The organism is Rhizobium sp. Root1220 (assembly GCF_001426265.1).
Taxonomy (GTDB): Bacteria; Pseudomonadota; Alphaproteobacteria; order Rhizobiales; family Rhizobiaceae; genus Rhizobium.
Map to the genome: position 1 here is coordinate 129282 of NZ_LMDG01000012.1, position 24367 is coordinate 153648.

Below are 24367 nucleotides of genomic sequence, written 5' to 3' on the forward strand. Positions count from 1 at the left end.
AATCGAAGCGACGTTGGAGCGCGAGATGTCTAGCAAGACCGCACAGATTGACCAGTTTCTGCTCATCCATTCTGCACGTGCCGACAACTGGCGCGAGCTCACGACGCTGGCAGATGCCTGGGCGACCAGGCACGGCCACAGGGCTGCACTGGAGGAGGCGGTTTCCGCGCTGGAGGCCGTTGAGGAATATCACGCCTATCCGGGGGCGCAGTTGCTGGCCGCGTTGCGCGAGCGCATTGCCACGAACGACGCAGTCGGAGCGGCAAAGCTAGCGCGGCGCATCTCTAATGGACTGCTCACTCATGCCTATCGCGATCGCCCGAGCGAATGGGACGTGCACGACGAAATGGCGCCGGGCGAGGTGGCCGATGTCATGCCGCCGCCTGCGACAGGTGAACTGGGCGCGCGCCGGCCCTATTTCGAAGCGCTGTTCGTCAACAGCCAGCCAGCCGCACGATGGCCTGCATTTGCCAGAGAGATCCGCCGGCTGCGTCGCCCGGAAGATCCTTTCATCTACGAGCCGATCATTGTCGGCTCCTTCGAGGACGCCGCCTGCGCAGTGCTCCTGAACCCCGACATCATCTCGGTCGTCCTCGCCGAAGGCTTCCCCTACCGTTCGCGCCACGACGCGCCAGTGCTCCGTTCGGTTCTGGATCCGCTTGGCGAGACCGAGAGTGCGGATATGTCGGCGTTGCGGCTCGCGCGCTCGTTGCGACGGGTTCGCCCGGAGCTCGACGTTTACTTGCTCTCCGACCGTCAGGTGGAGAAAATTGCCGGCGATCCCGCAGCAGATTCCATACGGCGGATTTTCTACGCGGTCGAAGAACCGCTAGAAATGCATCTTGCCATACTCGAGGGCGTGCAGGCGCGCTACGAAACGCCGTTCTTCGACAATCTGAAGAAATATGCGCGACGGCCGATCGGGACGTTTCACGCTCTTCCGATCGCGCGCGGAAAGTCGGTCTTCAAGTCCGACTGGATCCGCGATATGGGCGAGTTCTACGGACTCAATCTCTTCCTGGCGGAGAGCAGCGCAACCACGGGTGGCCTCGACAGCCTTTTGGAACCGACCGGCAACATCAAACGCTCACAAAACATGGCTGCACGTGCGTTTGGGGCCGATCACGTTTTTTTCGTAACCAACGGCACTTCGACCTCCAACAAGATGGCCGTGCAGGCGCTGTTAGCACCCGGCGATATCGCGGTGGTAGATCGCAACTGCCACAAGTCGCACCACTACGGTATGGTCCTCACCGGCGCGCAGCCCTACTACGTCGAGGCCTTTCCGATGACCGAGTACTCGATGTACGGGGCAGTGCCTCTCGCAACCATAAAGATTGCGCTGCTTGCGCTGAGAGCCGAGGGCCGTCTCGATCGCCTGAAGTTGCTCGACCTGACCAACTGTACCTTCGACGGGCATATGTACAATGTCAGGCGGGTAATGGAGGAATGCCTCGCGATCAAGCCGGATCTGATTTTCCTCTGGGATGAGGCGTGGTCCGGATTCGCCCGTTTCTCGCCTTTCCTGCGACCGCGCACCGCCATGGGCGCCGCCGCGGATATTGAGGGATGGCTTCGGGATCCGGCGTCCATCAAGGCCTATGAGAAGCAGCGCGCGGACCTCGGCGACAACCCTTCGGACGAAGCATTGCTCGCCGCCCGCCTGATCCCCGACCCGCGTCTGGTGCGCCTTCGCGTCTACCAGACCAACTCCACGCACAAGTCAATGTCAGCCATTCGACAGGGTTCGATGTTGCTGGTCAAGGATGTCGACTTCCATACCGTGGAGGCCCAGTTCCACGAAGCAGTATTCACGCATGCGTCGACCAGTCCCAACCAGCAGCTGATCGCCAGTCTCGATGTTGCCCGCCGGCAGATGGAACTCGAGGGCTACGGACTGGTAATGAACGCCATCGAGATATCCTTCAGGATCCGGCGGGCCATAAACGAGCATCCGCTGATATCGAAATATTTCCGCGTTCTCGGTGCGGATGACATGATCCCCGATGCCTATCGTCAGTCGGGCTTCAAGGACTACCTAGCGTCCGGCTCGACATGGGCAACAGTGGTTAAGGCAATGCAGGATGACGAATTCTACCTGGACCCGACGCGCATGACGCTGGTCTGCGGAACAGCAGGTTTCGACGGTACGCAATTCAAGGGTCTCCTGGCAAACGAGTACGGAATTCAGCTCAACAAGACGTCGCGCAACAGCGTGCTGTTGCAGTCGAACATCAACAATACCAGGAGCGATGTTGCACATCTCATCCGAGTCTTGGTCGAAATCTGCCACGGTATCGAAAAGCGCCTGGCGGATGGCGGGGAGGGCGAGCGAGCCGTCTTCGCGGCGCGGGTAAAGTCGCTGATGACCGATGTCCCTGATCTTCCCAACTTCAGTCATTTCCACGAGGTCTTCCGCGGCGATGCAGGGCGGATGACGCCGGAAGGCGATATGCGCACCGCATTCTTCAACGCTTATGATGCGTCGGTGTGTGAATACGTACCGCTAATCGGGGCCGAGTGCGATCGGCGGCTGCGGGAGGGGCCGGAGATGGTCTCCGCCAACTTCGTCATCCCCTATCCGCCGGGGTTCCCGATCATGGTGCCGGGGCAGGTTCTGACGCAGGAAACCATCGACTTCATGCGCAAACTTGATGTGAAAGAGATCCATGGCTACGAGAAGGCCAGGGGGCTCAAGCTCGTCAGACCGGATGCGGTCGCGGCAAAGGCGAAGCGCTGAACAGCTTCGCAGCAGCGCCAGCCACGCCCGGCGCCGTGGCTTTTGATCAGGGAGAGGGGCTAGTCTGCAGATGGTTTGGGTCGAGCAATTCCTCGTCAAGTATCCCGAACTTTCCGTGTTTCTTGCGATCAGCATCGGATATCTGATCGGCGGCGTCAGGCTGGGCGGTTTCAGCCTCGGACCCGTTACCGGATCCCTGTTCGCGGGGATCCTGATCGGGCAGGTCGCCGAGGTGCCAATTGCCGGCATGGCCAAGTCGTTCCTGTTCCTGCTGTTCCTCTTCGGCATCGGCTACTCCGTTGGCCCGCAGTTCCTGCAGGCTTTGAAGCGAGATGGGATGAAACCGGTCTTGCTTGCCGTCGTCGTCTGCACAACCGGGCTGCTGGTGGCTATCGTAGTCGCCAAGACACTTGGTCTTGATCCGGGGTTTGCTGCGGGGCTTCTTTCCGGATCACTCACCGAAAGCCCGGCAATGGGTACTGCGACGGAGGCGATAAACGCACTGCCGCTGCCAGAGGCGGATCGGGCACAATTCGTGGCGCACATCGCTGTGGCTGATGCCGTCTGCTACATATTCGGTGCCCTCGGCGTCATTCTGTTCTGCAGTGTCGCCGGGCCTAGGTTACTCAGAATCGACCTTGCAGCAGAGGCACTCAAACTGGAGCAGGAGCTCGGGATTACCCGAACGGCTGCCGGGGTTTCCTCTGCCTGGCACAGATTCGAGTTGCGTGCGTATCGGATCGCGGAAAATGCGCCGATCGTCGGCGTGTCTATGGTCTCGGCCGAGAAGCAATTTCCAGAACACAGGCTTTTCATTCAACGTTTGCGAAAGGGGAGTATGATCGTCGAGGCAGCGCCCGAGGTTATTATCAGCGCAGGTGACGTCGTCGCAGTATCCGGGGCGCGGGAAACGCTGGTGCAGGTGTTGGGCCCGCGCGCCGAGGAAGTAGAGGACCGCGAGCTTCTCGACATGCCGGTATCGACCGCCGACGTCTTGCTAACTTCCCCTGAAATCGGGGGGCGGACCTTAGCGGATGTTGCCAAGCTCGGTTGGGCACACAGCCTCTATCTGCGTGGGATCACGCGTGGGGGAAACGACATCCCGCTTGCACCTGGGGTCACTGTTGAACGGGGTGACATCATCCGCCTTGTAGGGCCGGAAGCCGTGGTCTCCTACGCTGCCAAGCAGATCGGCAGCACCGTCGCACCAACGACGTCCACGGACTTCTTCGTTCTCGGACTGGCGATATTCCTCGGCGGGCTTGTCGGCGTTGTTGTTGCGTTTCCGATCGGTGACATACGGATTTCCCTGAGTACAAGCGTGGGCACCTTGCTGGCAGGGCTGCTGGTGGGACATCTGCGCACGCGCTTTCCCCTTTTCGGCCGTATACCTGATGCCGCAGTGTCGCTGATGACCGCACTTGGTCTTGCGTCCTTTGTCGCGATGACTGGTTTGCACGCGGGACCAGTCTTCCTCTCGGCGGTCACCGAAGCGGGAATCGGGTTGTTGCTTGGTGGCATGGTCGTAACCCTTGTCCCGATGATCGTAGGACTTTACTTCGGGCGCTACGTGCTCGGTATGAACCCAATATTGCTCCTTGGGGGACTCGCCGGGGCGCAAACCATGACGGCCGGTATGGCGGCCGTTCAGGACCGATCGGGCAGTACTGTCGCGGTCCTCGGCTACACGCCGGCGGTGCCAATCGGTCATATCCTGCTCACGACCTGGGGAACCGTGATCGTCAGTGCTATCGCCGGATAGTCGGCAGAGATCCACGTGGGTCGTGAAGCCACGGCGGGACTCGGATCGTTGGCTAGCCTCAGCCTTGCGCCTGGAATTTGTCGCAAATTTCATCATCCGCCGATGAGTCTACAATTCTGGCCCGGAGCACCCGCGATGATGCTGATCGCAACGCTGGCGGCTACCTTGATGACCAACGGTGGCCGATCTGGCTGGTTTGTCGGCGTGATGATCCTTCTGGTCTATGCTATGTAAGAACTGACCCTCTTCATGGGCCCACCCTCGATATGACCCTAGATAACGATTCCTCTGAGATGGGGAAAGACTACAAAACCAACGCCGCACGTCCGACCGCGTTCCGCCGGGCGCTCGATCCGGTGTCGCGCGCGAGTGAAATCCTGTTCGGCATCATCATGGTCCTGACATTTACCCTATCCCTTGCAGTCACCGAAGCGGGACACGCCGACGTGAGGGCTATGCTTATCGGAATGCTTGGCTGCAATCTCGCCTGGGCGATCATCGATGCAGTCATGTACCTGATGGGTGTGCGAGGCGAGCGCCGGTTGGCGGCCTTTACATTGCAGGCGATCCACGAAGCCGAGGACCCTGCCGCTGGGCGTGCGATCGTCGCAGATCAACTGCCCAGCGCCGTGCTGCCGGCTCTCACGACGGTCGACCTCGAGCGCATCCGCCGTCATCTCGGCGGACTCCCCGCCGGTTCCGTCGATGGCCGGTTCGCCAGGAGAGACTACCTGGCCGCCTTCGGCGTGTTCCTCCTCGTTTTCCTGAGCTTGTTCCCTGTTGCCGCCCCGTTCATCCTCGTCGACGACGTCACGTTCGCCCTGAGACTTTCCAACGTGGTTGCCGTTGCAATGCTGTTCATCACCGGTTTCGCTTTTGGACGGCATGTGGGTAAACCATGGCGCGCGGGGTTTCTAATGGTTTTGATCGGCGTTGCCTTAGTCGCCGTAGCCGTCGCCTTCGGCGGGTGAACCGGAACGGTGGAAATAAATAGGCACAAGGGCGGTTAAAGTGAGATTTATCGAGTCGTAAAGGCGGCCTACGGTCAAGTTCTATAAAAGCCAATACGCCGCACTAGACGACGCGAACTTGGGTTCGAATCCATTCAAGGCGAAAGGCGACTACGCCAGACGCCGACGAACTATCGCGGCGTGAAACTTCATCCCGTGAGCGAGCCCATCATCATTGAAGTCGTAGTTCGGATTGTGAAGCGGCGCTGATTCCTTGCCATTTCCGAGAAATACGAAGCATCCCGGCACGCGGCTCATGAACTGCGCGAAATCTTCCGATCCAGTCATGGGTTTCGTCGCAACCCGCACATTCGCCTCGCCAAGAAGGTCTGCGGCGACAGTCATGGCCTCATCTGCCAAAGCGGGGTCGTTCAGCAGCGGCACGAATTCGCGCGTATAATGCACATCGGCCTCGACATTGTAGGCAAGCGCCGTGCCCTCGGCGATGATGCGCATCTGCCTTTCGATGCGCTCGCTGATCTCGCTTCGGAAGCTTCGGGCGTCGCCCAGAATGCGCGCAATGCCCGGCAGCGCGTTGCGGGTGCCATCGGTGATGAGCTCGGTGACGGAAACGACGCCGATATCGGCAGGGTCGATGCGCCGTGAGACAATGGTCTGCAGGTTGGTGACCAGTGCGCAGGCGGCAACCAGCACCTCATTGCCCCAATGCGGGCGAGCTGCATGGCCGCCGATTCCCCTCAGCGTGATCTCGAAATTGTCCTCGGCGGACATGAAAGCGCCGGCCTTGGTTTCGAACTGCCCGACCGGAATGCCCGGCATGTTGTGGATGCCGTAGACTTCATCGAAGGGAAAACGCTCGAACAGGCCATCCGCCATCATGGCGAGCGCACCCTTGCCCCATTCCTCGGCCGGCTGGAAGATGAACCGCACGGTGCCGTCAAAACCACCTTCCTCGGCAAGCAGTTTGGCGGCACCGAGCAGCATTGCCGTATGCCCGTCATGGCCGCATGCATGCATGACCCCGTCGTTCCGCGATCTGTAGGCCGGGGCGCCGTGCTCAGTGATCCGCAGCGCGTCCATATCGGCCCGCAATGCGATTGCCCGGTTGCCGGTGCCGCGTTTCAGCGTGCCGACCACGCCGGTGCCGCCGATGCCCTCGACAACATCATCCAGGCCGAATTCGCGGAGCTTAGCAGCGACGAAGGTGGAGGTTGCCTTTTCCTCGAAGCCGAATTCGGGATTGGCATGCAGGTACCTGCGCCATTCGGTCATTTCGGCCTGCAGCTTGACGATATCAGTCATCGGGTAAGTCCCTTGAGGTTGTGAGTTTGCGGACGACGTCCAGCAGGATGTTGGCGCCGGCAATCAGGTCCGCATCCGGCGTGTGTTCTTTCGGATTGTGGCTGATCCCGCCGATGCTCGGCACGAAAATCATCGCGGCCGGAGCGATGCGCGCTATCATTTGAGCATCATGTCCGGCGCCTGACGTCATCCGTCGCGATCGCAATCCGCGCCTGGCCGCCGCTGCCTCGATCTCGGCCACGATGCCGTTGTCGAAGGTCACGGGCTGGAAACGGGCCAGGCGTTCGGTGGAGATCGTCACCTGTTCTTCTACCGCGATCCTGTCGAGATAGGCGGCGAGAGCTGCCTCTTCGGCCAGAAGGCGTTCCTCGTCCGGGTCGCGCAGGTCGACGGTAAAGGTTGCCTTCGATGGAATGACATTGATTGCGTTCGGCTCGAATTCCATGCATCCGACCGTGGCAACGGTCGGCGTATTAGAGGCAATTGCCCGTTTGCGCAGAAAGGTGATGACGCGTGCCGCAGCGAGCCCCGCATCGCGGCGCATCGAGATCGGCGTCGTGCCGGCATGGTTGGCATCGCCTTCGATCGTCACCTTCTGCCAGGAAATGCCCTGCAGGTTTTCAACCGCACCAACCGACACGCCTTCGCGCTCGAGCACAGGCCCTTGCTCGATATGCAGCTCAATATAAGCATGGGGCTGCAGGAAACCCGGGTCATGTGGCCCGGCATAGCCGATCCGCGCGAGTTCCTCCCCGAGGACGGAGCCGTCGGTGCCGATCGTCGCAAGCGCGGCCTTGATATCCAGCCCGCCCGAATAGACCAGCGACCCCATCATGTCGGGTGCGTAACGCACGCCTTCCTCGTTGGTGAAGGCGCCGACAACGATCGGGCGGACGGGATCAAAGCCGTCCGCCTTGAGGGTCGCGATCACTTCCAGCCCTGCCAGCACGCCGTAGCATCCATCGAATATGCCGGCATTGATGACGGTATCAATATGGGAGCCCAGCATCAGCGGGCCGATCGCGGCATCGATGCCTGATGGGGCCCAGATGCCGAAGACATTGCCGATACGATCGACCGCGACCTCCAGCCCCACTTCCTCTATCCAGCCGACAAGCCAGTCACGGCCGAGCTTGTCGGTATCCGACGCCGCGAGCCTGACAAGGCGCCCGGCCTCGTCGCGGCCGATCGAGCCGAGGTCCCGAAGGCGCCCAAGCAGACGCTCTGCATTTACCGATACGCAGCTCATGCCAAAACGTCCGTGTTTCTCGACAGGACACTGGCGGGTGTTTCCCCAACGATTTCCTCGTATTGGGCCGGGTCTGTCGCGCCCTCGGTGTTGATGACGAGGACCCGCGATTGCGGGCCTAGCTGTAAAGCCGCCTTGCTGTCAGAATCGCTGACCGCTCTGATCAGGCCGGCAAGGCCGACACCACCGCTTTCGCCCGCGACGACAGCAGGATCTCCCTCAACCGGATTGGCGAGCCTCTTCATCACCGCAATGGCATCCTCATCCTCCACGGTCATGAAGGCATCCGCGACGCGCGAAAGAATGCGCCAGGCAACGAGCGAGGGTTCGTAACATTCGAGCATGGCCATGACCGTCGGTTCGCCGTGGGGGACAACAACCGGATGCCCGGCTTTGGCGGTTTCGACAATGCAGGCGGCACGCTTCGGATCGACGACGGTAAAGATCGGTCGCTTGTCGCCGAGCACTACTGCCAGATGGCCTGCGGCGGCGGCGGCAATACCGCCGACGCCGGATTGCACGAAGACATGGGTCGGCGGCTCCGGCATCTTGCGGAGCGCTTCGCCGATGATCGCCGTATAACCCTGCATGACAAGGCCGGGGATCCGCTCGTAACCGGTCCAGGATGTATCCGACACGATCGTCCAGCCGCGTTCGGTGGCAACCCTTGCCGCCTCCTTCACGGAGTCATCATAGGTGCCGGCGACCCGGATCATCTGGGCCCCGTATAGGCCAATCGCGGCAACCCGTTCGTCGCTGACGCCGGAATGCACGAAGATCGCAGCTTTGGCACCGACAAGCTGGGCGCCCTGTGCTACCGACCGTCCGTGATTGCCGTCCGTGGCGCAGGCTACGGTCATGGCTTTCGCGACCGCTGCGACCGCGCGCGTCTTGAGTTCTGAAACGTCTACAGGCCTCGACAATTGCTTGCTCGCCTCTTCAAGGACGAGCTGGATTACTGCATAGGAGCCGCCGAGTGCCTTGAAGCTGCCGAGACCGAGCCGGAAACCCTCGTCCTTCATGCGGATGCTGGAAACACCGAGTTCGCGGGCAAGACCGGAAAGTGATACGAGGGGCGTTTCCGCGTTGTTTTCACGATAGGAGAGGAACCGGCTGACCGTGGCGGCGGCCTCAACGCCCAGCGTTTCAGCGTCGCTCGGCTCGAGGGAAGACTTGTATGCGGGATTCGTGTTCGTGAGAAACATGGTGGACCTCGCTCTGTTCGAGAGCAAACATATTGCAAGCGCCGCGCAAAGTGCGCTGTATTTCCGGGTTCGATTTGCAAGTTTGTTTCATTGAGGCCTCCAGATGACCGAGACCGCGCGCCGTCCAGCATTGGACGCATTCGACCGCCAGATCCTTGCGATACTGCAAAAGGACAATCTCACGTCGCAACGGAAGATCGGCGAGGCCGTCAACCTCTCGGCTCCAGCCGTCCAGCGCCGGATCAAGAGGATGACAGAGACCGGTGTGATCCAGGCGAATGTCGCGATCGTCGATCCGGCGGCGCTCGGCCACCCGATCACCATCTTCGTCGAGGTCGAGGTGATCAGCGAGACGGCGGACCAGATCGAGGATGCCAAGCGCGAATTCGCCGCCATCCCGGAAATCCAGCTCTGTTATTACGTGACCGGCGAGGCGGATTTCGTGATGATGATTACGGTGCCCTCGATGGCCGCCTACGAAGCGCTCACCAAGCGGCTGTTTTTCGGGAATAACAACGTCAAGCGGTTCCGTAGCTTCGTAGCGATGGACAGGATCAAAGCTGGCCTGGAGGTTCCAGCTGGCTAGCGAGCAGGTTCAGAGAACCGGCCTTAATGCGGCGCGGTCAGCGCCTACCGGCGCTGGCGAGAGGGGTTCCTCTATTGATAGCTATTTAGCCGCTGGTGGGTCGCATCAAGAGCTCCAACGGGCCTGACACTGTCAGTCAGTGAAATAGATCGGGGAGCTCAGACCATGCAATGGTTCGCAACCTCACGGCTTCCAGAGCGTCGATCGATCGGTAAGGAAACCGCAGACGAGTTCCCACGGGTCCCCAATTGCCGATCGCACTCAACAATTTGTCGAGAGCAGCGTTCGAAAAACCCATGTTCTGGCGGAAGGGGACAATGTGATTGTCCATGAAGGCGCAGATGCGTCGCTCAAGATCCAGTGCGGCATCGATATTGCTCCGCATCGATTCCGTCCACTTTTGCGCGCCCCGTGGGCTGAGGCACGCAACGTTGGAAAACGAGCCTGCCGCTACACCCTCCTTCGTGCCGGTTGCGAGATGATGGCCGGGAACGAAGAGAGACTGGCCTGAAAGGTGGCGACGCGCCTCTGCATACCAAGAACTGTTGCCATCGGCGAGCTTGATGCCGGTCACACCAGGCACCGATGCGCAGACCGCGCCCAGCTCCTTGGGCGTCAGTACGCGTTTTGCATGCGGCGGATTGTAAAGAATGAGCGGAATGCCATTGGCCGTTTCCGCAGCACGGTTCAGGAAGTCGATCGCTTCGGGATCGGTTAGCGGCCACCAGTCTGGCAGTATCACCTGAATGGCGGCGGGATCGAGTGCGCTGGCCCGGCGAACGCGATGGAGCATGATCATCGAATCCGGCTGGCAAGCGCCAATCACGAATGGCGTCGAGGATGCACTGCAGCGCTCGGCCAGCAACCCTTGTATCCTGTCGAACTCCTCCTCGGTCTGATTGTGGAACTCACCAGCGGTGCCGTTCGAATAAATGCCATCGACCTTGGCGTCGATGAGGATATCGATCTCTTCGCCGAGCTTGTCGAATTCGATGCTATCGTCGGGCGCAATCGGCAGCAGCAGGCTCGCCCAGTTGCCGCGGATGACTGGATGCCGTTTCTTCGCGTTCATCTATCGTTTCCCAGAGGTTCAGTTCAGTTGAGATCGTCGCGAATGCAGGCCTTGAACCGTCCGGGTGCAACCTCCCGCAGTGGGGGAACCGTGGCGGCGCAGGCATCGAGCGCATTCGGACAGCGTGTGCGAAAGACGCAGCCGCTCGGTGGGTTGGCCGGACTTGGGATATCGCCTTTCAGGATCTGCCGGTCGCGCCGGGCATCCGGATCCGGCGATGGAATGGCCGAGAGCAGGGCGCGTGTATAGGGATGGTGCGGTCTCGCATAGAGGTCGGCGCTTGGCGCGATCTCCATGATACGGCCGAGATAGAGCACGATTACCCGGTCGCAGATATATTCCACGACGGCGAGGTCGTGCGAGATGAACAGCATCGTCAGGCCAAGCCGTTGCTGCAGTTCACGTAAAAGGTTGATCACCTGCGCCTGGATCGAAACGTCGAGGGCGGAGACCGGCTCGTCGGCGACGATGAATTCAGGCGACAGTGTCAAGGCGCGGGCAATTCCGATGCGTTGGCGCTGCCCGCCGGAAAACTCGTGCGGGTATCGATTGATGGCGTCGGCCGGCAACTCGACCTGCGCCAGGGCGGCTTGCGCGCGTTCAAGCCTTTCGTGTGCCGATCCGATCGCCTGGATCTTCAAACCCTCCGTCAGGATTTCGCCGATCGTCATGCGCGGTGACAGGCTGGCGAAGGGGTCCTGGAAAATATATTGCATACGCGGCCGTTCGCGTCTGAGCGCCGAGGCGGAAAGTGCCGTGAGTTCCTTTCCGTCGAAGCGGACGCTGCCCGATGACGGTTCGACGAGACGAAGGACGGAACGCCCGATCGTGGTCTTTCCGCTGCCGGATTCACCGACTAGCCCGACGACTTCACCCTTGCCGATATCGAAGGAGATGCTCTGAAGAATATTCAGCCGCGTACCGCGGGAAGTATAGTGCTTGGAAAGCTCGCGGACGGAGAGCAGCGGTGCGCTCATCTAGATCTCCTGCCATCTGATGCAGCGGCTGCAGTGCTGCGGATTGATCACTTCGAGCGAGGGGACTTCGGCGCGACAGGCATCGATCGCGAATTTGCAGCGCGGAGAAAAAGCACAGCCGCGTGGCATGCTCATCAGGCTCGGAACCATTCCGGGAATCGCGGCGAGCTTTTCGTCAGCCTGTTTCATCCGCGACGCGTCGCCTAAGCGCGGCATGGAGGCGAGAAGGCCCATCGTATAAGGATGCTTCGGATTGCGGAAAACCTCGCCGACGGGACCTTCCTCGACGATCCTCCCGGCATACATCACCGCGACACGATGGGCGATTTCCGCGACCACGCCGAGATTGTGGGTGACGAAGAGCATGGCCATGCCGCGCTCGCGCTGTAGCTTGAGAAGCAGGTCGAGAATCTGGGCCTGGATCGTGACATCAAGCGCCGTGGTCGGCTCGTCGGCGATCAGGAGTGCCGGATCGCAGGCCAGTGCCATGGCAATCGTGGCGCGTTGCCGCATGCCGCCCGACAACTCGTGCGGATATTGGCCGGCGCGGCGGCGGGCGTCCGGTATGCCGACGCTTTCGAGCAGCGCTACCGCTGCATCCATCGCAGTCTTGCGGTTTGCGCCGCGATGGATGCGGATCGGTTCGGCTATCTGGTCGCCGATCGTGAAAACGGGATTGAGGCTGGACATCGGCTCCTGGAACACCATGCCGATGTCGTCGCCTCTTATCCTGCGCATATTTTCGTCGTCCAGTGAGACAAGATCCCGGACCGCGCCGCTTCGTGTCCTCAGGCGAATACTGCCTGCGGCAATGGCCCCGATATTGCGGGTAAGCAACCGCATGACCGACAGGCTGGTGACCGATTTACCGGAGCCGGATTCGCCGACGAGCGCAAGGGTCTCGCCGGCGGCAACGGTCAGATCGATATCGTTGACCGCCGTGATCTCACTGCCGCGGACGCGGAAGACCGTTCGCAGTCCCTTGATATCGAGTACGGGTTCGGCGGTCTGTTTCATCGTCTGGCTCAGTTCAGCAGGCCGGTTTCACGCAGGATCTTGTCGATCCGCGCCGTTTCCGTATCGTTCAATGGCGCGCGTGGTCGCGGCATGACTGCGGAGTCGATAATCCCCAGGCTGCGCATGGCAGCCTTGAAGGCGCCAATGCCCGACGCGCCGCCGCTAACGCGGCCCTGTGCAACCCAGACGATTTCGAAGAGGCGGCAGAGGCGCTCCTGCTCCTTTTTCGCAGCAACCCAATCGCCCCGCTGGGCAGCATCCCAAAGGCGCACATAACCGTGCGGATCGACATTGGCGATGCCGGGAACGACGCCATGGGCGCCCATCAGAAGAGCGTTGTCGACGACGATCTCGGAGCCGGTCATCAGGAAGATGTCCTTGTGCGCGGCGAGGTCGAGGAGCGCATAGCGAAAATTGCCGTCGTCGCCGCTCGAATCCTTGAGGCCGATGATCGTGCCTTCCTTGGCAAGCGTGACGACGGTCTGACGCTGGAGCTTGACGTGCACGCAGACGGGAATGTCGTATGCGACGAGCGGAACATCCACCGCATCTCGGATATACCTGAAGTGATCGAGGATCTCGGCCTGGCTGGTGACGGTATAGAAAGGTGCGGTCACCACGACCGCGTCGGCGCCGGCCGACTTCGCAACTTTCGAATGGGCAATGACGCGATCTGTGGTCGGATCGATGACGCCAACGATCAGCGGGACGCGACCATTCACCACCTTGGCTGAATGCTCGATGATCTCCTGCCGTGTCTTCTCGTCATGGAAAATCACTTCGCTCGTCGAGCCCAGAACGAATACGCCGTGGCAGCCGGCATGGATCAGATGTTCCAGCACCCGTGTATAGGACGGATAGTCGACGGTCAGATCCGGGTTGAGCGGTGTTACGACGGGGGGGACGACACCCTTGAATTTGGTCATTTTCGCTTTCTTTCGATTGTCAGTTCAGTTCGGCACGCGGGTCGAAGGCATCTCTGAGGCCATCGCCAATGAAATTGATAGCAAGCACGGCAAGGATCAGCGCGGCGCCGGGAAAGAGCCATTGCCATGGATATTGTTCGAGCACGGCGGTCGAGCGGGCTGCGTTCAGCATATTGCCCCAGCTCGCGGCTGGCGGAGCGATGCCGAGACCGAGGAAGGACAGGCCCGCCTCAAGCAGGATGGCGTTGGCGATCTGCAGCGTTGCATAGACGACAAGAATATCGATCGAGTTCGGCAGGCCGTGGCGAAAGAGCAGATGTCCAACGCCGGCGCCCATGCCACGGGCGGCCATGACGAAGTCGCGCTCACGCAATTCCAGAAGCCGGGACCGGATCATGCGCGCAAGCAGCGGCCAGGAAAGCAGCGAAATGACCAGCACGGTCGGCCAGATGCCGGTACCGGCAATCGAGGCAAGCACGAGCAGAAAGATGACGGGCGGCAGGGTCATTACAAGGTCGACGAAACGCATCGAGACCGCATCTGCCCAGCGGCCTGCAAGTGCCGAGACGGCACCGAAGAGAAAGCCGATCGCTGCGGAAAGGGCGGTCGAAGCAATGGCAACCAGAAGGGAAATCTGCCCGCCTTCGAGCACGCGCGCAAAGACATCGCGGCCGACGCCGTCCGTTCCGAACCAGTGAGTGGTCGTCGGACCGCTGTTCATTGCCAGCAGATCGATGTCATTCGGCTTGAAAGTCCACCACAACGGATAGGAGACGATCAGAAGCAGCATGGGGACTGCAATGCAGACGCCGACGATGGCGGCGCGGTTGAGCAGAAACCGTCCGAAGGCGCGAGCAATCGGGCCCGGGCTGCGGCGTCGGGGAAAGCGTTCCAGCATGGTCAACCCACCTTGATGCGCGGGTCGACGACCGCGTAGGTAATGTCGGTCAGAAGATTGACGACGATGACGCAAGCGCCGATGAGGAGTGTCGCTCCCATGATGACGGGATAGTCGCGGGTCTGCACCGCGTCGACGAGCAGGAGACCCATCCCTGGCCAGTTAAAGACGCTCTCGATGAAGATGGCGCCGCCGATTGCGAGCCCGATGGTGGAGCCGACCAGGGTAACGATCGGAAGAAGGGCATTGCGCAATGCATGCTTGGTGATCACCCAAAACTCGCGCACGCCCTTGGCTCGTGCTGTGCGCACATAGTCCTGGTTCAGGACTTCGAGCAGCGAAGCACGCATGTAGCGCATGATCAAAGCGGCTTGTGCGACAGACAGAAGCGCGGCGGGCAGGATCAGATGGTGGAGAAGATCGATCGCTGAAAATTCCTCGCCGGGCGTCAGCATGCCACCGGATGGCATCCACTGCAGCCGGACAGAGAAAATGTAGAGGCCGATCAGTGCGCTGAGGAACGCCGGGCTGGAAATTCCTCCAAGCGCAATCACCGACAGCGAGAGATCGGCAATCGAATTGCGGCGGATCGCGCTGATCACGCCAAAAGCAATACCCGCAACAATCGCGAAGACGAGAGCGGTACCCATCAACAGCACCGTCGGGCCGATCCGCGACAGAACCAGGCCCAGAACCGGTTGATCGAGGCGCTTGATCGAATAGCCGAGGTTGCCCATGAGCGCCTGCTGCAGCCAGCCCAGATACTGGACTGCCAACGGCTGATCGAGCCCAAGGCTTCTGCGCAGATCGGCAAGATCTGACGGCGACATCGGTATGTTCGGATCGATGTATGCATCGATCGGATCGCCTGGCGCCAGGCGCAGCATCAGGAAAATCAGCATGCTCAATGCAATGAGCATGCCTATTCCTATGATCAGGCGTCTGAGACTGTATCGGAGCATTGTGAATCCGTCCTGCTAGGGTGGCGGAAGCCACCCACAAGGCTTTGCGAAGAACGCTTATTCGGCGATCGACCATTTCTGCGGATTGGCCTGGTAAGGGCCGCCGCCCGGCGCCGGCGTCCAGACGAAATCCTTCACCTTTGACGAGACGACGCCGTAGCGATTTGCCACCCATAGCGTCGCCCAGGGAAGGTTCGTGTTCATTACCTTGCAGACGTCCTGATAGGCGGCGTCCCGCTTGGCGCTGTCAGGCTCGGCAAGTGCGGTATCTAGCGCCTTGCTGAGGTCGGGCATGCGAACCCTGGCGACGTTCGGTCCGGCCGGAGGGATCTGGTTCTCATTGAGGCCGATATTGATGCTTCCGGCGTCCGGTCCGTTCTGCAGCCCGGCATAAACCATCTGGAATTGGGCAGTGTCCGGCTTCGGGTTGAGCACGATGCTGTTGTATGTCGGCGTATCGACGGCGCGTGGGACAACGTTGATGCCGACCTGGGCGAGCATCGCCTGGACGGCCGCAAGAACGTTGGTCGCAAGCGGCGTGGTATAGTAGGTCAGAAGCGTGATCGGCTGGCCGCCGTTGATCTGGTCCCAGCCGGCTTCCGTCAGAAGCTGTTTGGCCTTTTCCGGGTCGTAGGCGTAGGTATCGATACCCTGCGGGATCAACTGTTCGGCGACGTAAGCGCAATTGGCCGGTTCGGCCGCGCCGCCGTAGAGGCTTTGGATGATGGCATCGCGATTGATCGCATGCATCACCGCCTTGCGGACGCGGACATCCTTCCAGATCGGAGAATCGTGGTTGAAGCCAAGATAGTTGACGACAAAAGAGTTGCCTTCGATGACATTGAAGTCCTTGCTGTCCTTGAATGTCGGCACATCATTGGAATCGACGTAGGTGAACTGGATTTCGCCGGATCTCAGTGCGGCGATCGCGGCGGCCGGATTGGCGAAATAGCGATTGATGACGCGTTCCAGCGCAGGCTTGCCACCCCGATAATCGGCATTTGCCGCCAGTTCTACATACTGATCCGACACATATTTAGTGAACTTGAATGGACCGGTGCCGATCGGGGTGGTGGACCACCACGTGCTCTTTGCCAGCTGGTCGGCCGGTATCGATGAGAGTGCGTGCTCCGGCAGCATCATCACCTTGGTCATCGTGTCGAGAAGGCTGCCGCTCGGCGCGCTCAGCTTGATGACGACAGTGTGATCGTCCGGCGTCTCGACCGACGATACGGCTTTCAGCCGGGCAGCCAGAACCGAGCCGGTCTTTGCGTCCATCGCAAGGCCCAAGGTGAACTTCGCGTCCTTGGCGGTAAAAGGCTTGCCGTCATGCCATTTGGCGTCTGCCAGCTTGAACGTGTAGGTCATCTGATCCGAGCTGACCTCGTAGGAGCTCGCCAGCGCGCCGACGACCTTCTGCAACTTCTCGTCATAGGTGACCAGCGGCTCGTAGTAGACGCTGAGCCAGGTGAAGCCGGAAGTTGCGGCAAGCGGATTGAAGTTTCCCTGGAAGCCGCCGGGGCCGACATCGAAGCCGCCTGACAGAGTGGCGGCCCGGGCCTCAGTTGCGACCCCCGAAGCGACAAGTGCCGGAATGGCAGCCGACGACAGCATAGCGCCAAGGGCGATAATGGATAACCTAGACAGTCTTTTCATGCGTTCCTCCCACGTTTGAACTTGTCTTGTTGTTGGCAATCACCCGGGCAATGCCTTCGTAGTGACGATCCAGACGCCTGCGCGCCTCCTCCAGATCTTTTGTCTCGATTGCATCGACGATCGCGGCGTGATCACGCCAGGTTGCCATCGGATCGATATTTTCGAGGTTTACGAAATCCGACGCCTTGTAGAAGGCAAGCCAGAAGACATCGATCAGCCGCACGAGCGTTTCATTGTGCTGGCAGCGAAACAGCAGCCTGTGGAACAGCTGGTCGTCCTTGGCGAAAGTTTCACCGCGCTCGGCATGGGTGCGCATACGATTGACGGTGGCGCGCAGCTCGGCGATGTCTTCATCACTGATCACCTCTATCGTCTTGCCGATTAAACCCACCTCGAGAGTGCGGCGGATTTCGATGACTTCTTCGATCTGCCGCAGGGCGCCGCCGAGGCCGTAAGCGAGGTTGTCGAGAAGCGGCTCGAAGGAAAAGGCCTTCACGAATATGCCGACACCCCGCCGCGTCTCCAACACGCCGAGCGATTCCAGCGCCTTGATGCCTTCCCGCAGCGAATTGCGGCTGACGCCGAGCTGGGTGGCGAGCTCCGCCTCGGCCGGTAGAAGAGTTCCAGGCGCGATGTCGTTGTCTTCGATATAGGCACGCAGGCTCTCCTGCACGGATACATGCAGCAGCGGGGCGCGTGTCAGCGGCTTCATCGATTTCATTGCCATACCCGATCTTCGTCTCACGGCCACAAGTGTGGGATCTACATATCCACTTGTAGGATATCTGTCAAATGAGTAAGTTTGGATTCTCCGTGATGGGCGCCCGCCGTCGAGGCAATTGCCCTTTCACTCTAATACCAGTATAGATCCAGCGGTGCCCAACTGAAAAAAGTCGAGGTACCGCGAATGGTTCCGGGAGAGTTCATGGCGACGGATGAGTTGATCGACGTGATCGGTAAAGAATTGCAGGCATCGGCGTCCGGCCCACCGCTGTACAAGCAACTGAAAACAGCGATCGAAACTGCGATCCTATCGAATGCGCTGAAGGCTGGTGCCGTTCTGCCGGGAGAACGCGTGCTTGCCGAGACGCTCTCGCTCTCCCGGGTGACCGTGCGCAAGGCGCTTGCCATGCTCGATGAAGAGGGCTTCATCAATCGCCGCCACGGCTTCAAGACCGAAGTCGGATCACGGGTCGAAAAGTCCCTCTCCACGCTCACCAGCTTTTCCGAGGACATTCTCGCACGTGGGCTCGTGCCGGGATGCGTGTGGCTTTCCAAACACATAAGTCGTCCCTCACCAATCGAAATGATGGCGCTCGGTGTTGCCGGAAACAGCAACATCCTGCGCATGAAGCGTATCCGAACGGCCGATGGTGTGGCGATTGCTGTCGAGACCTCAACCGTGCCGATTCGATTCATCCCTTCGGTGGATATGGTCGGCGACTCACTCTACCAGGCGCTGGAGGCGCGTGGCTTCCTGCCGCAACGCGCCGTCCAGCGCATGCGTTCGCGCGCGGCCTCGGCGGAGGATGCGCAACATCTCCATTGTGAGGCAGGCGCGCCGTTGCTGATGACGGAGCGCCGCTGTTTCCTTAGCGATGGCCAGATCGTCGAATACTGCGAGAGCCGCTACAAGGGCGACGTCTATGACTTCGTGTTTGAACTGACGCGATGATACCAGTTATAAACTGGTTGTAATCTGGTACTTTACCATTATCGTGATGCCCAAATGGAGTGTCACGATTGCAGCGCGACGAAATCAAGAAGAGCCTCATCGTTTCTTGTCAGCCGGTTCCCGGCGGGCCAACCGATACGGCCGAATTCGTAACCGGGTTCGCAAGAGCCGCCGTCGACGCCGGCGCAACCGCGTTGCGGATCGAATCCACCGCCTATGTCCAAGCCGTTCGTCCTGCTGTGAGCGTGCCGATTATCGGCATCGTCAAGCGCGATCTCGATGACAGTCCGGTGCGGATCACACCCTTCGTTGCCGACGCGGAAGCGCTGATGGATGCAGGCGCCGACGTCGTCGCCTTCGACGCCACCGATCGTGTGCGCCCGGCTCCCATCGGAGCGCTGGTGACGGCGGTCAAGGCGCGGGGCAAGCTGACGATGGCCGACTGCTCGAGCCTCGAAGACGCGAGGAGCGCATTGGCGGCCGGGGTCGATTTCGTTGGCACCACGCTCTCCGGTTACGTCGGTGGCCCCGAGCCGGTCGATCCCGATATCGCCCTGATCACCGCCATGCGTGCGCTCACGCCTTATGTCATCGCCGAGGGGCGTATCCGCACGCCGGAGCAGGCAGCCGGCGCAGCCAGGGCCGGGGCTTTCGCCGTCGTCGTGGGCTCGGCGATCACGCGCACCGAACACGTGACATCGTGGTTTCGCGATGCCGTTACCTTGGCCTATGAGGCCGACAGTCCGCAGACGGCACTTGCCATCGATATCGGCGGTACGAAGACGATGGCCGCGCTGGTCACAGGCAGCGAAGTGCTGGACGAAATAACGGTGCCGACGGCGCGGGAAGCAGGTCCTGATGCGTGGCTTGCCGCGATCGCCGACTCCGTTCGACCATGGGTGGGTCGCTACTCCCGCGTCGGCATCGCGGCAACGGGCATCATTGAAGATGGATTCTGGTCGGCGCTCAATCCGGCAACGCTCGGCATTCCCGACCAATACCCGCTGGTCGACAAGGCAACCGCGGTTTTTGGCACGCCGACCTTGGCCATCAACGACGCGCAGGCTGCAGCCTGGGGCGAGTACAGGTTCGGCGCAGGCGATGGCGGGGATCTGGTGTTCCTCACCATCTCGACCGGCATCGGTGGCGGCATCATCGTCAATGGTCGTCCGCTTGGAGGGCTTGCCGGTCATTTCGGCCTGATCCGCGGGCCGTCCTCAGGGCAATCGCCTCTCGAAGATCAGACATCGGGCCGCTGGATCGCGGCCGAAGCCGCTAAGGCTGGCTATCAGGCGACCGCCGCCGAGGTGTTCGGACATGCCGACAGAGGCGAGGCCTGGGCTGCGGCCCTGGTTTCGCAATCGGCATTCCGCGCGGCCACGCTCTGCCGCGACATCCAGATGATGCTCGACCCGAAGCATATCGTCATCGGCGGCGGGATCGGTCTTGCCGCGGGCTATCTCGATCGGATGCGCGATTGCCTCGCGGGTGTCGATAGCAGGCTGACGCCCGTTCTCCTGCCCGCCAAGCTCGGCAGCCGTGCCGGTATTATCGGTGTGGCCAGCCTCGCCGCTCAACACGGCTGACTACCCAGAAGACATGCCTCCAGACCTAACAATAAAAGAAAGGGAACTACGATGAAATTGAACAGGACGTCCTTATCCGCTCTTGCCTTGCTTCTCGCAAGCGTTGCGCTGCCGGGTACCTCGAACGCGACAGTCACCGTTCTCGGCTGGCCGGGCGGATCGGAAGAAACCGCGCTCCGTGCGACCGTCGAAGCTTATAACGCAACATCCGGTATCAGCGATGCCGACAAGGTCGAGCTTTTGTTCTTCAACCGGGAGGGTTTCTACGACAAGCTGCAGGCCGACATGGCAGCAGGCTCGACGGCTTTCGACATCAACCTCGTCGCCACCTACTCGATCGGCCGTTACGCGCCTTACATGGAGCCGATCGATCTCGGCAGCGGTGCGGCAGCGACATATGGCGATTCTGTGCTGAAGACCATGCAGTTTGACGGCAAGCAGTACGGTGTGCCGACGGATCTGTCCTTGCACTTCATGTATTACCGCAAGGATCTGATCGATGCACTGATGAAGGATGATGCGGCCAAGAAGAAATATGCCGAAATCGCCAAGCAGTACCTCGGCAAAGAATTGCAGCCGAAGGACCCGGACAGCTGGACTTGGGACGACTGGGCAGCAACGGCTCTCTATTTCTCCAAGCAGGTAAATTCCGAAAGCCCCGTGCGTTACGGCACCGTTCTGCAGATGAAGAACCTGCTTTTCAACATGATGGTGTTTCAGTCCTTGCCACGCTCCTATGGTGGCGACTGGACCGATAAGGAGGGCAACGTCACCATCGATTCCGACGCCTACAAAACTGCCCTCGAACTCTACAAGAAGCTTTATGACGCAGGCGCTTCGCCCAAGGATTCGCTGAGCTACGAATATGCCGAGACCAATGCCGCCTTCGGTTCCGGCCAGGCCGCAACGGCGCTGCAATGGAATGCCGCTGCCGCAGATCTCACCAGTGCCGAAAAAACCCCCGCCGTTGCCGAAGTCACCGGCATCGTGGCGCCACCGGCCGGGCCGGATGGTCGCGCTGACCATATTCACGGCCTGGGCCTGGGCCTTAACAAGAACGCCAAGAACAAGGACGGCGCCATCAAGTTCCTGAAATGGCTGGCGAGCGAGGATGCCGCCTTGCTCTATGCCCGAAAGGGCGGTTCTCCAGCCCTTACACCTGACGTGGTGGCGAAAGTCGCGAAAGAACGTCCTGATTTGGTCAAGCTCGGCGAGTTCGCCAGCAAGTACGGGTACGTCATGAACGGTGCGACTTCCGCCAACGCGCTCTCCGTCTATGAATTGCAGGCAAAAGAGTTCACCGGCTACTGGTCGGGCCAGCAGAACCTCGACGATGCGCTGGCTCATACCAAGGCTGGAATGCAGGATCTCCTGAAGAAGTGATATCCGCCGGGCGCCTGCTTCCATGCAAGGTGTCCGGCCCATCCGGCGGATCGAAATGGCCATCATAAAACGTGCCGAGGGAAGGGCCTATCTCACACCACTCGTGGGGTTCCTGCTCCTGTTTCTTGGATTTCCCGCAATCATCAACCTCATCTATTCGGTCTCGACCGTTGACTTCCAGACCTTGCGGAGTCCGACGCTGAGCGGCTTCGGCAACTACCTTTCCGTGCTTGCCGATCGTGATTTTTGGCGCGCCACCTCGTTTTCGCTGCGTTTCGGCATTCTGACGGCGCTCATCGAGTGCCTGCTGGGGCTGTTTCTGGCGATCTTTCTGGCGCCTCTGCTGTCGAAGCGCTCGGCCCTGATGGCACTTCTTATGCTGCCGCTGATGGTGGCGCCCGCCATGATCGGTCTGATGTACCGACTGGTGCTGCACGAGTTCGCCGGACCGGTACCCTATTATCTCTTCGCGTGGTTCGGCGACAGTCCGGCCTTTCTGGATGCCGCTCACGCGTTCTGGACGCTGACCGTCGTCGAAACGCTGCAATGGACGCCATTTGCTTTTTTGCTTTTCTACATGGCCTATGTCGCGGTGCCGCTTGACGTGCGTGAGGCGGCCGCCCTCGACGGCGCGTCGGCAATCAAGCTTCTCTGGTATGTGGAGCTGCCGCTGATGCTGCCGACATTGTTGATCGCATTCTTCATCCGCTTCATCGACGGATTTCGAGTCTTCGACAACGTCTACGCGCTGACTGGCAGCGGTGCGGGCGGCTCGACCACATCGCTGTCGATCTACATCTATCAGGCGTTTTTCAAGGAGGGTGCGATCGGCAAGGCGGTGGCGGCTTCCGTTGTCCTCTTCCTCGCCTCACTGGCCGTGCTCTATGGCCTCAACTGGCTGGCCGGCCGCAGGAGGAGATCTGCATGATCAATGCGCTCCGCTGGCTCGTCTTTGCCGCAGCTGCTCTGGCAATGAACTTTCCGGTTATCGTCACGCTCGTCACCTCGTTCAAGAGCGCGCGCGAACTTTCGACCAATCCCGGTTTGTGGATCAGCCAGCCAACACTGGAAAACTACCTGCGCGTTTTGACGCAGACCGACCGTTTCAACATATATTCCTATCTCTGGAACAGCACCGTCGCGTCGTTGATCGGGACCGGGCTTGCAATACTGCTTGCTTTTCCGGCCGCCTATGCGATTGCAAGGAGCGAGGCGGGCAAACACACGCTGCTGCCGATCGTCGTCAATCTACGCGCCGTGCCGCTCATCATTTTCGCGATACCGCTGTACATGATGTATCAGTGGCTCGGCCTTCTCGACACCCAGCTCGGACTCGGCCTGATTCTGACCATCGTCAACACGCCGCTGGCGCTTGTCATTCTCGTCAATGCGATTTCCGACGTCCCGCCTGAACTGGACGAAGCCGCGCGAGTTGATGGCGCGAGCTCCTGGCGGACTATGATCAGCATCATCCGACCGGTCGTGCGACCCGCGCTGGTAACGACCTTCATCTTCGGTTTCATTACCGCCTGGAATGAGTTCCTGTTCGGGCTGATGCTGACGACGAACAAGGCGGTTCCGATGACGGTCGGTGCATCGTTCTTCTTTGCGGCAAGTGGCGGCGGTGTCCAATGGGGTACCGCATCCGCGGTCATGGTTCTTGGCGCACTGCCGCCGGTCTTCCTTGGCCTGCTGATGTATCGGCAGATTTCGGGCTCTATGACTACGGGGGCCATCAAAGGCTAGGCGAGATATCTGAATGGCAAAACTCGAGGACTTGCGCGCCTGCACGTTCGAGTTGAATCAACCTTCAACGAGTCGTCGGATCCCTTCAAGAGGCTTTATGATTGCTCCCGGCTCTGCGTCTCCATTGCGCGGCCCGCATTGTCCGGATTGCGCATGCGTATGGTCTCGGGCACATCCTGCCGTCTTCATGATTTCGGATGAGTGCCCGTTCACGAACGCGACGTGCCTGACGGTGGACGGAGGTCTGAGCGTCCTGCTGCAGCACGCTGTACGAATGCATCGGGCAACTCATGTTCTACGTGGGGACCCGACACGCTACAATTTCGGCAAGACCTACTGCCAATCACCAATGGGCGACGACGTCTTGCCTAGTTTCACCTTCGAGCTGTCGCAGGTAGCCCCGCTCTTCATCTCGATCTCTGTGGGACGAGCACTGTACTAGCGCTGAACGCCGCTTCGGAGTTCTCATCAGTGAAAACTATCGCCTCGCTCATCGAGACCTGCAAGCTCAATGCTGTCGATCCGTTCGCCTACCTGTCCGCCACGCTCACCGCAATCGTCAACGGCCACAGGCAGTCCCGAATTGAGGAACTCTTGCCATGGAATTGTCTGGTGGGGTAACGCACGCACAAGGACCGCAATCAGTTCCTTGCG

Annotated in this window: 20 protein-coding genes and 2 pseudogenes; 11 read left to right on the forward strand and 11 right to left on the reverse strand. The window is 60.3% G+C overall.

The window, feature by feature from the left end; translation table 11 throughout:
• The first annotated feature begins 25 nt into the window (after window positions 1-25).
• The 3 genes from ASC90_RS09965 (at window position 26) to ASC90_RS09975 (ending at window position 5473) form a co-directional block, all read left to right on the forward strand.
• Window positions 26-2740: a decarboxylase gene (locus ASC90_RS09965; RefSeq protein WP_156392898.1), complete on the forward strand. Its 2715-nt coding sequence runs from the start codon at window positions 26-28 to the stop codon at window positions 2738-2740.
• A 70-nt stretch (window positions 2741-2810) separates the two neighbouring features.
• Window positions 2811-4502 (forward strand): aspartate-alanine antiporter, encoded by a 1692-nt coding sequence (gene aspT / locus ASC90_RS09970; protein ID WP_056539067.1) that lies wholly within the window; start codon window positions 2811-2813, stop codon window positions 4500-4502.
• 266 nt (window positions 4503-4768) lie between these two features.
• On the forward strand, window positions 4769-5473 hold the full coding sequence (locus ASC90_RS09975; protein ID WP_244480359.1) for a VIT1/CCC1 transporter family protein: 705 nt from the start codon (window positions 4769-4771) through the stop codon (window positions 5471-5473).
• 150 nt (window positions 5474-5623) lie between these two features.
• Here the strand turns inward: ASC90_RS09975 and ASC90_RS09980 are convergent, their stop codons facing one another.
• Genes ASC90_RS09980 through ASC90_RS09990 form a run of 3 tightly spaced genes read right to left on the reverse strand, consistent with a single transcriptional unit; the run spans window position 5624 to window position 9229 of the window.
• A complete protein-coding gene (locus tag ASC90_RS09980; RefSeq protein ID WP_056539073.1) occupies window positions 5624-6775 on the reverse strand; it encodes a M20 aminoacylase family protein in 1152 nt (383 codons plus the stop codon).
• Complete coding sequence (locus tag ASC90_RS09985) at window positions 6768-8024, reverse strand: Zn-dependent hydrolase (protein ID WP_056539076.1); 1257 nt, start codon at window positions 8022-8024, stop codon at window positions 6768-6770. Before ASC90_RS09985 ends, ASC90_RS09980 begins: the two co-directional genes overlap by 8 nt.
• Window positions 8021-9229, reverse strand: coding sequence for a diaminopropionate ammonia-lyase (locus ASC90_RS09990; protein WP_056539078.1), 1209 nt, complete (start codon window positions 9227-9229; stop codon window positions 8021-8023). Before ASC90_RS09990 ends, ASC90_RS09985 begins: the two co-directional genes overlap by 4 nt.
• Before the next feature lie 103 nt (window positions 9230-9332).
• Here ASC90_RS09990 and ASC90_RS09995 point away from each other — a divergent pair, with 103 nt between their 5' ends.
• Entirely contained in the window at window positions 9333-9815 is a 483-nt protein-coding gene (locus tag ASC90_RS09995) for an Lrp/AsnC family transcriptional regulator (protein ID WP_056539082.1), read from the forward strand.
• Window positions 9816-9951: 136 nt separating this feature from the next.
• Here the strand turns inward: ASC90_RS09995 and ASC90_RS10000 are convergent, their stop codons facing one another.
• Genes ASC90_RS10000 through ASC90_RS10035 form a run of 8 tightly spaced genes read right to left on the reverse strand, consistent with a single transcriptional unit; the run spans window position 9952 to window position 18050 of the window.
• Window positions 9952-10887: a dihydrodipicolinate synthase family protein gene (locus ASC90_RS10000; RefSeq protein ID WP_056539086.1), complete on the reverse strand. Its 936-nt coding sequence runs from the start codon at window positions 10885-10887 to the stop codon at window positions 9952-9954.
• Between the two features lie 23 nt (window positions 10888-10910).
• Window positions 10911-11864, reverse strand: a complete 954-nt coding sequence (locus ASC90_RS10005) for an ABC transporter ATP-binding protein (RefSeq protein WP_056539089.1) — start codon at window positions 11862-11864, stop codon at window positions 10911-10913.
• Window positions 11865-12881, reverse strand: coding sequence for an ABC transporter ATP-binding protein (locus ASC90_RS10010; RefSeq protein WP_056539091.1), 1017 nt, complete (start codon window positions 12879-12881; stop codon window positions 11865-11867).
• 8 nt (window positions 12882-12889) lie between these two features.
• Entirely contained in the window at window positions 12890-13807 is a 918-nt protein-coding gene (locus tag ASC90_RS10015; protein WP_056539093.1) for a dihydrodipicolinate synthase family protein, read from the reverse strand.
• A gap of 19 nt (window positions 13808-13826) precedes the next feature.
• Complete coding sequence (locus tag ASC90_RS10020) at window positions 13827-14705, reverse strand: ABC transporter permease (protein WP_056539096.1); 879 nt, start codon at window positions 14703-14705, stop codon at window positions 13827-13829.
• A 2-nt stretch (window positions 14706-14707) separates the two neighbouring features.
• Entirely contained in the window at window positions 14708-15667 is a 960-nt protein-coding gene (locus tag ASC90_RS10025; RefSeq protein ID WP_056539098.1) for an ABC transporter permease, read from the reverse strand.
• 57 nt (window positions 15668-15724) lie between these two features.
• Window positions 15725-17323 (reverse strand): ABC transporter substrate-binding protein, encoded by a 1599-nt coding sequence (locus ASC90_RS10030; RefSeq protein ID WP_056539100.1) that lies wholly within the window; start codon window positions 17321-17323, stop codon window positions 15725-15727.
• On the reverse strand, window positions 17307-18050 hold the full coding sequence (locus ASC90_RS10035; RefSeq protein ID WP_056539104.1) for a FadR/GntR family transcriptional regulator: 744 nt from the start codon (window positions 18048-18050) through the stop codon (window positions 17307-17309). Before ASC90_RS10035 ends, ASC90_RS10030 begins: the two co-directional genes overlap by 17 nt.
• A gap of 198 nt (window positions 18051-18248) precedes the next feature.
• Here ASC90_RS10035 and ASC90_RS10040 point away from each other — a divergent pair, with 198 nt between their 5' ends.
• The 7 genes and pseudogenes from ASC90_RS10040 to ASC90_RS27975 all read left to right on the forward strand — a co-directional run.
• Window positions 18249-18998: a GntR family transcriptional regulator gene (locus ASC90_RS10040; protein ID WP_056539107.1), complete on the forward strand. Its 750-nt coding sequence runs from the start codon at window positions 18249-18251 to the stop codon at window positions 18996-18998.
• Between the two features lie 68 nt (window positions 18999-19066).
• Window positions 19067-20584 carry a putative N-acetylmannosamine-6-phosphate 2-epimerase gene (locus tag ASC90_RS10045; RefSeq protein ID WP_056539110.1) on the forward strand — a complete coding sequence of 506 codons (1518 nt, stop codon included), beginning with the start codon at window positions 19067-19069 and terminating at the stop codon, window positions 20582-20584.
• Window positions 20585-20635: 51 nt separating this feature from the next.
• Window positions 20636-21967, forward strand: a complete 1332-nt coding sequence (locus ASC90_RS10050; RefSeq protein WP_056539113.1) for a sugar ABC transporter substrate-binding protein — start codon at window positions 20636-20638, stop codon at window positions 21965-21967.
• 55 nt (window positions 21968-22022) lie between these two features.
• A complete protein-coding gene (locus ASC90_RS10055; protein ID WP_056540176.1) occupies window positions 22023-22895 on the forward strand; it encodes a sugar ABC transporter permease in 873 nt (290 codons plus the stop codon).
• Complete coding sequence (locus ASC90_RS10060) at window positions 22892-23713, forward strand: carbohydrate ABC transporter permease (RefSeq protein ID WP_056539116.1); 822 nt, start codon at window positions 22892-22894, stop codon at window positions 23711-23713. The genes ASC90_RS10055 and ASC90_RS10060 overlap by 4 nt, the downstream gene beginning before the upstream one ends.
• Window positions 23714-23891: 178 nt before the next feature.
• Window positions 23892-24155 (forward strand): annotated as a pseudogene (locus tag ASC90_RS29800) (hypothetical protein); the annotation flags it as partial.
• Window positions 24156-24193: 38 nt separating this feature from the next.
• Window positions 24194-24334, forward strand: a pseudogene (locus ASC90_RS27975) (transposase domain-containing protein); the annotation flags it as partial.
• Window positions 24335-24367 lie beyond the last annotated feature (33 nt).

Bases quoted from the DNA above. Each gene is read 5' to 3' on its own strand.
- ASC90_RS09965 (WP_156392898.1), top strand. From the start codon at position 26: ATGTCTAGCAAGACCGCACAGATTGACCAGTTTCTGCTCATCCATTCT.
- aspT (WP_056539067.1), top strand. From the start codon at position 2,811: ATGGTTTGGGTCGAGCAATTCCTCGTCAAGTATCCCGAACTTTCCGTG.
- ASC90_RS09975 (WP_244480359.1), top strand. From the start codon at position 4,769: ATGACCCTAGATAACGATTCCTCTGAGATGGGGAAAGACTACAAAACC.
- ASC90_RS09980 (WP_056539073.1), bottom strand. From the start codon at position 6,775: ATGACTGATATCGTCAAGCTGCAGGCCGAAATGACCGAATGGCGCAGG.
- ASC90_RS09985 (WP_056539076.1), bottom strand. From the start codon at position 8,024: ATGAGCTGCGTATCGGTAAATGCAGAGCGTCTGCTTGGGCGCCTTCGG.
- ASC90_RS09990 (WP_056539078.1), bottom strand. From the start codon at position 9,229: ATGTTTCTCACGAACACGAATCCCGCATACAAGTCTTCCCTCGAGCCG.
- ASC90_RS09995 (WP_056539082.1), top strand. From the start codon at position 9,333: ATGACCGAGACCGCGCGCCGTCCAGCATTGGACGCATTCGACCGCCAG.
- ASC90_RS10000 (WP_056539086.1), bottom strand. From the start codon at position 10,887: ATGAACGCGAAGAAACGGCATCCAGTCATCCGCGGCAACTGGGCGAGC.
- ASC90_RS10005 (WP_056539089.1), bottom strand. From the start codon at position 11,864: ATGAGCGCACCGCTGCTCTCCGTCCGCGAGCTTTCCAAGCACTATACT.
- ASC90_RS10010 (WP_056539091.1), bottom strand. From the start codon at position 12,881: ATGAAACAGACCGCCGAACCCGTACTCGATATCAAGGGACTGCGAACG.
- ASC90_RS10015 (WP_056539093.1), bottom strand. From the start codon at position 13,807: ATGACCAAATTCAAGGGTGTCGTCCCCCCCGTCGTAACACCGCTCAAC.
- ASC90_RS10020 (WP_056539096.1), bottom strand. From the start codon at position 14,705: ATGCTGGAACGCTTTCCCCGACGCCGCAGCCCGGGCCCGATTGCTCGC.
- ASC90_RS10025 (WP_056539098.1), bottom strand. From the start codon at position 15,667: ATGCTCCGATACAGTCTCAGACGCCTGATCATAGGAATAGGCATGCTC.
- ASC90_RS10030 (WP_056539100.1), bottom strand. From the start codon at position 17,323: ATGAAAAGACTGTCTAGGTTATCCATTATCGCCCTTGGCGCTATGCTG.
- ASC90_RS10035 (WP_056539104.1), bottom strand. From the start codon at position 18,050: ATGGCAATGAAATCGATGAAGCCGCTGACACGCGCCCCGCTGCTGCAT.
- ASC90_RS10040 (WP_056539107.1), top strand. From the start codon at position 18,249: ATGGCGACGGATGAGTTGATCGACGTGATCGGTAAAGAATTGCAGGCA.
- ASC90_RS10050 (WP_056539113.1), top strand. From the start codon at position 20,636: ATGAAATTGAACAGGACGTCCTTATCCGCTCTTGCCTTGCTTCTCGCA.
- ASC90_RS10055 (WP_056540176.1), top strand. From the start codon at position 22,023: ATGGCCATCATAAAACGTGCCGAGGGAAGGGCCTATCTCACACCACTC.
- ASC90_RS10060 (WP_056539116.1), top strand. From the start codon at position 22,892: ATGATCAATGCGCTCCGCTGGCTCGTCTTTGCCGCAGCTGCTCTGGCA.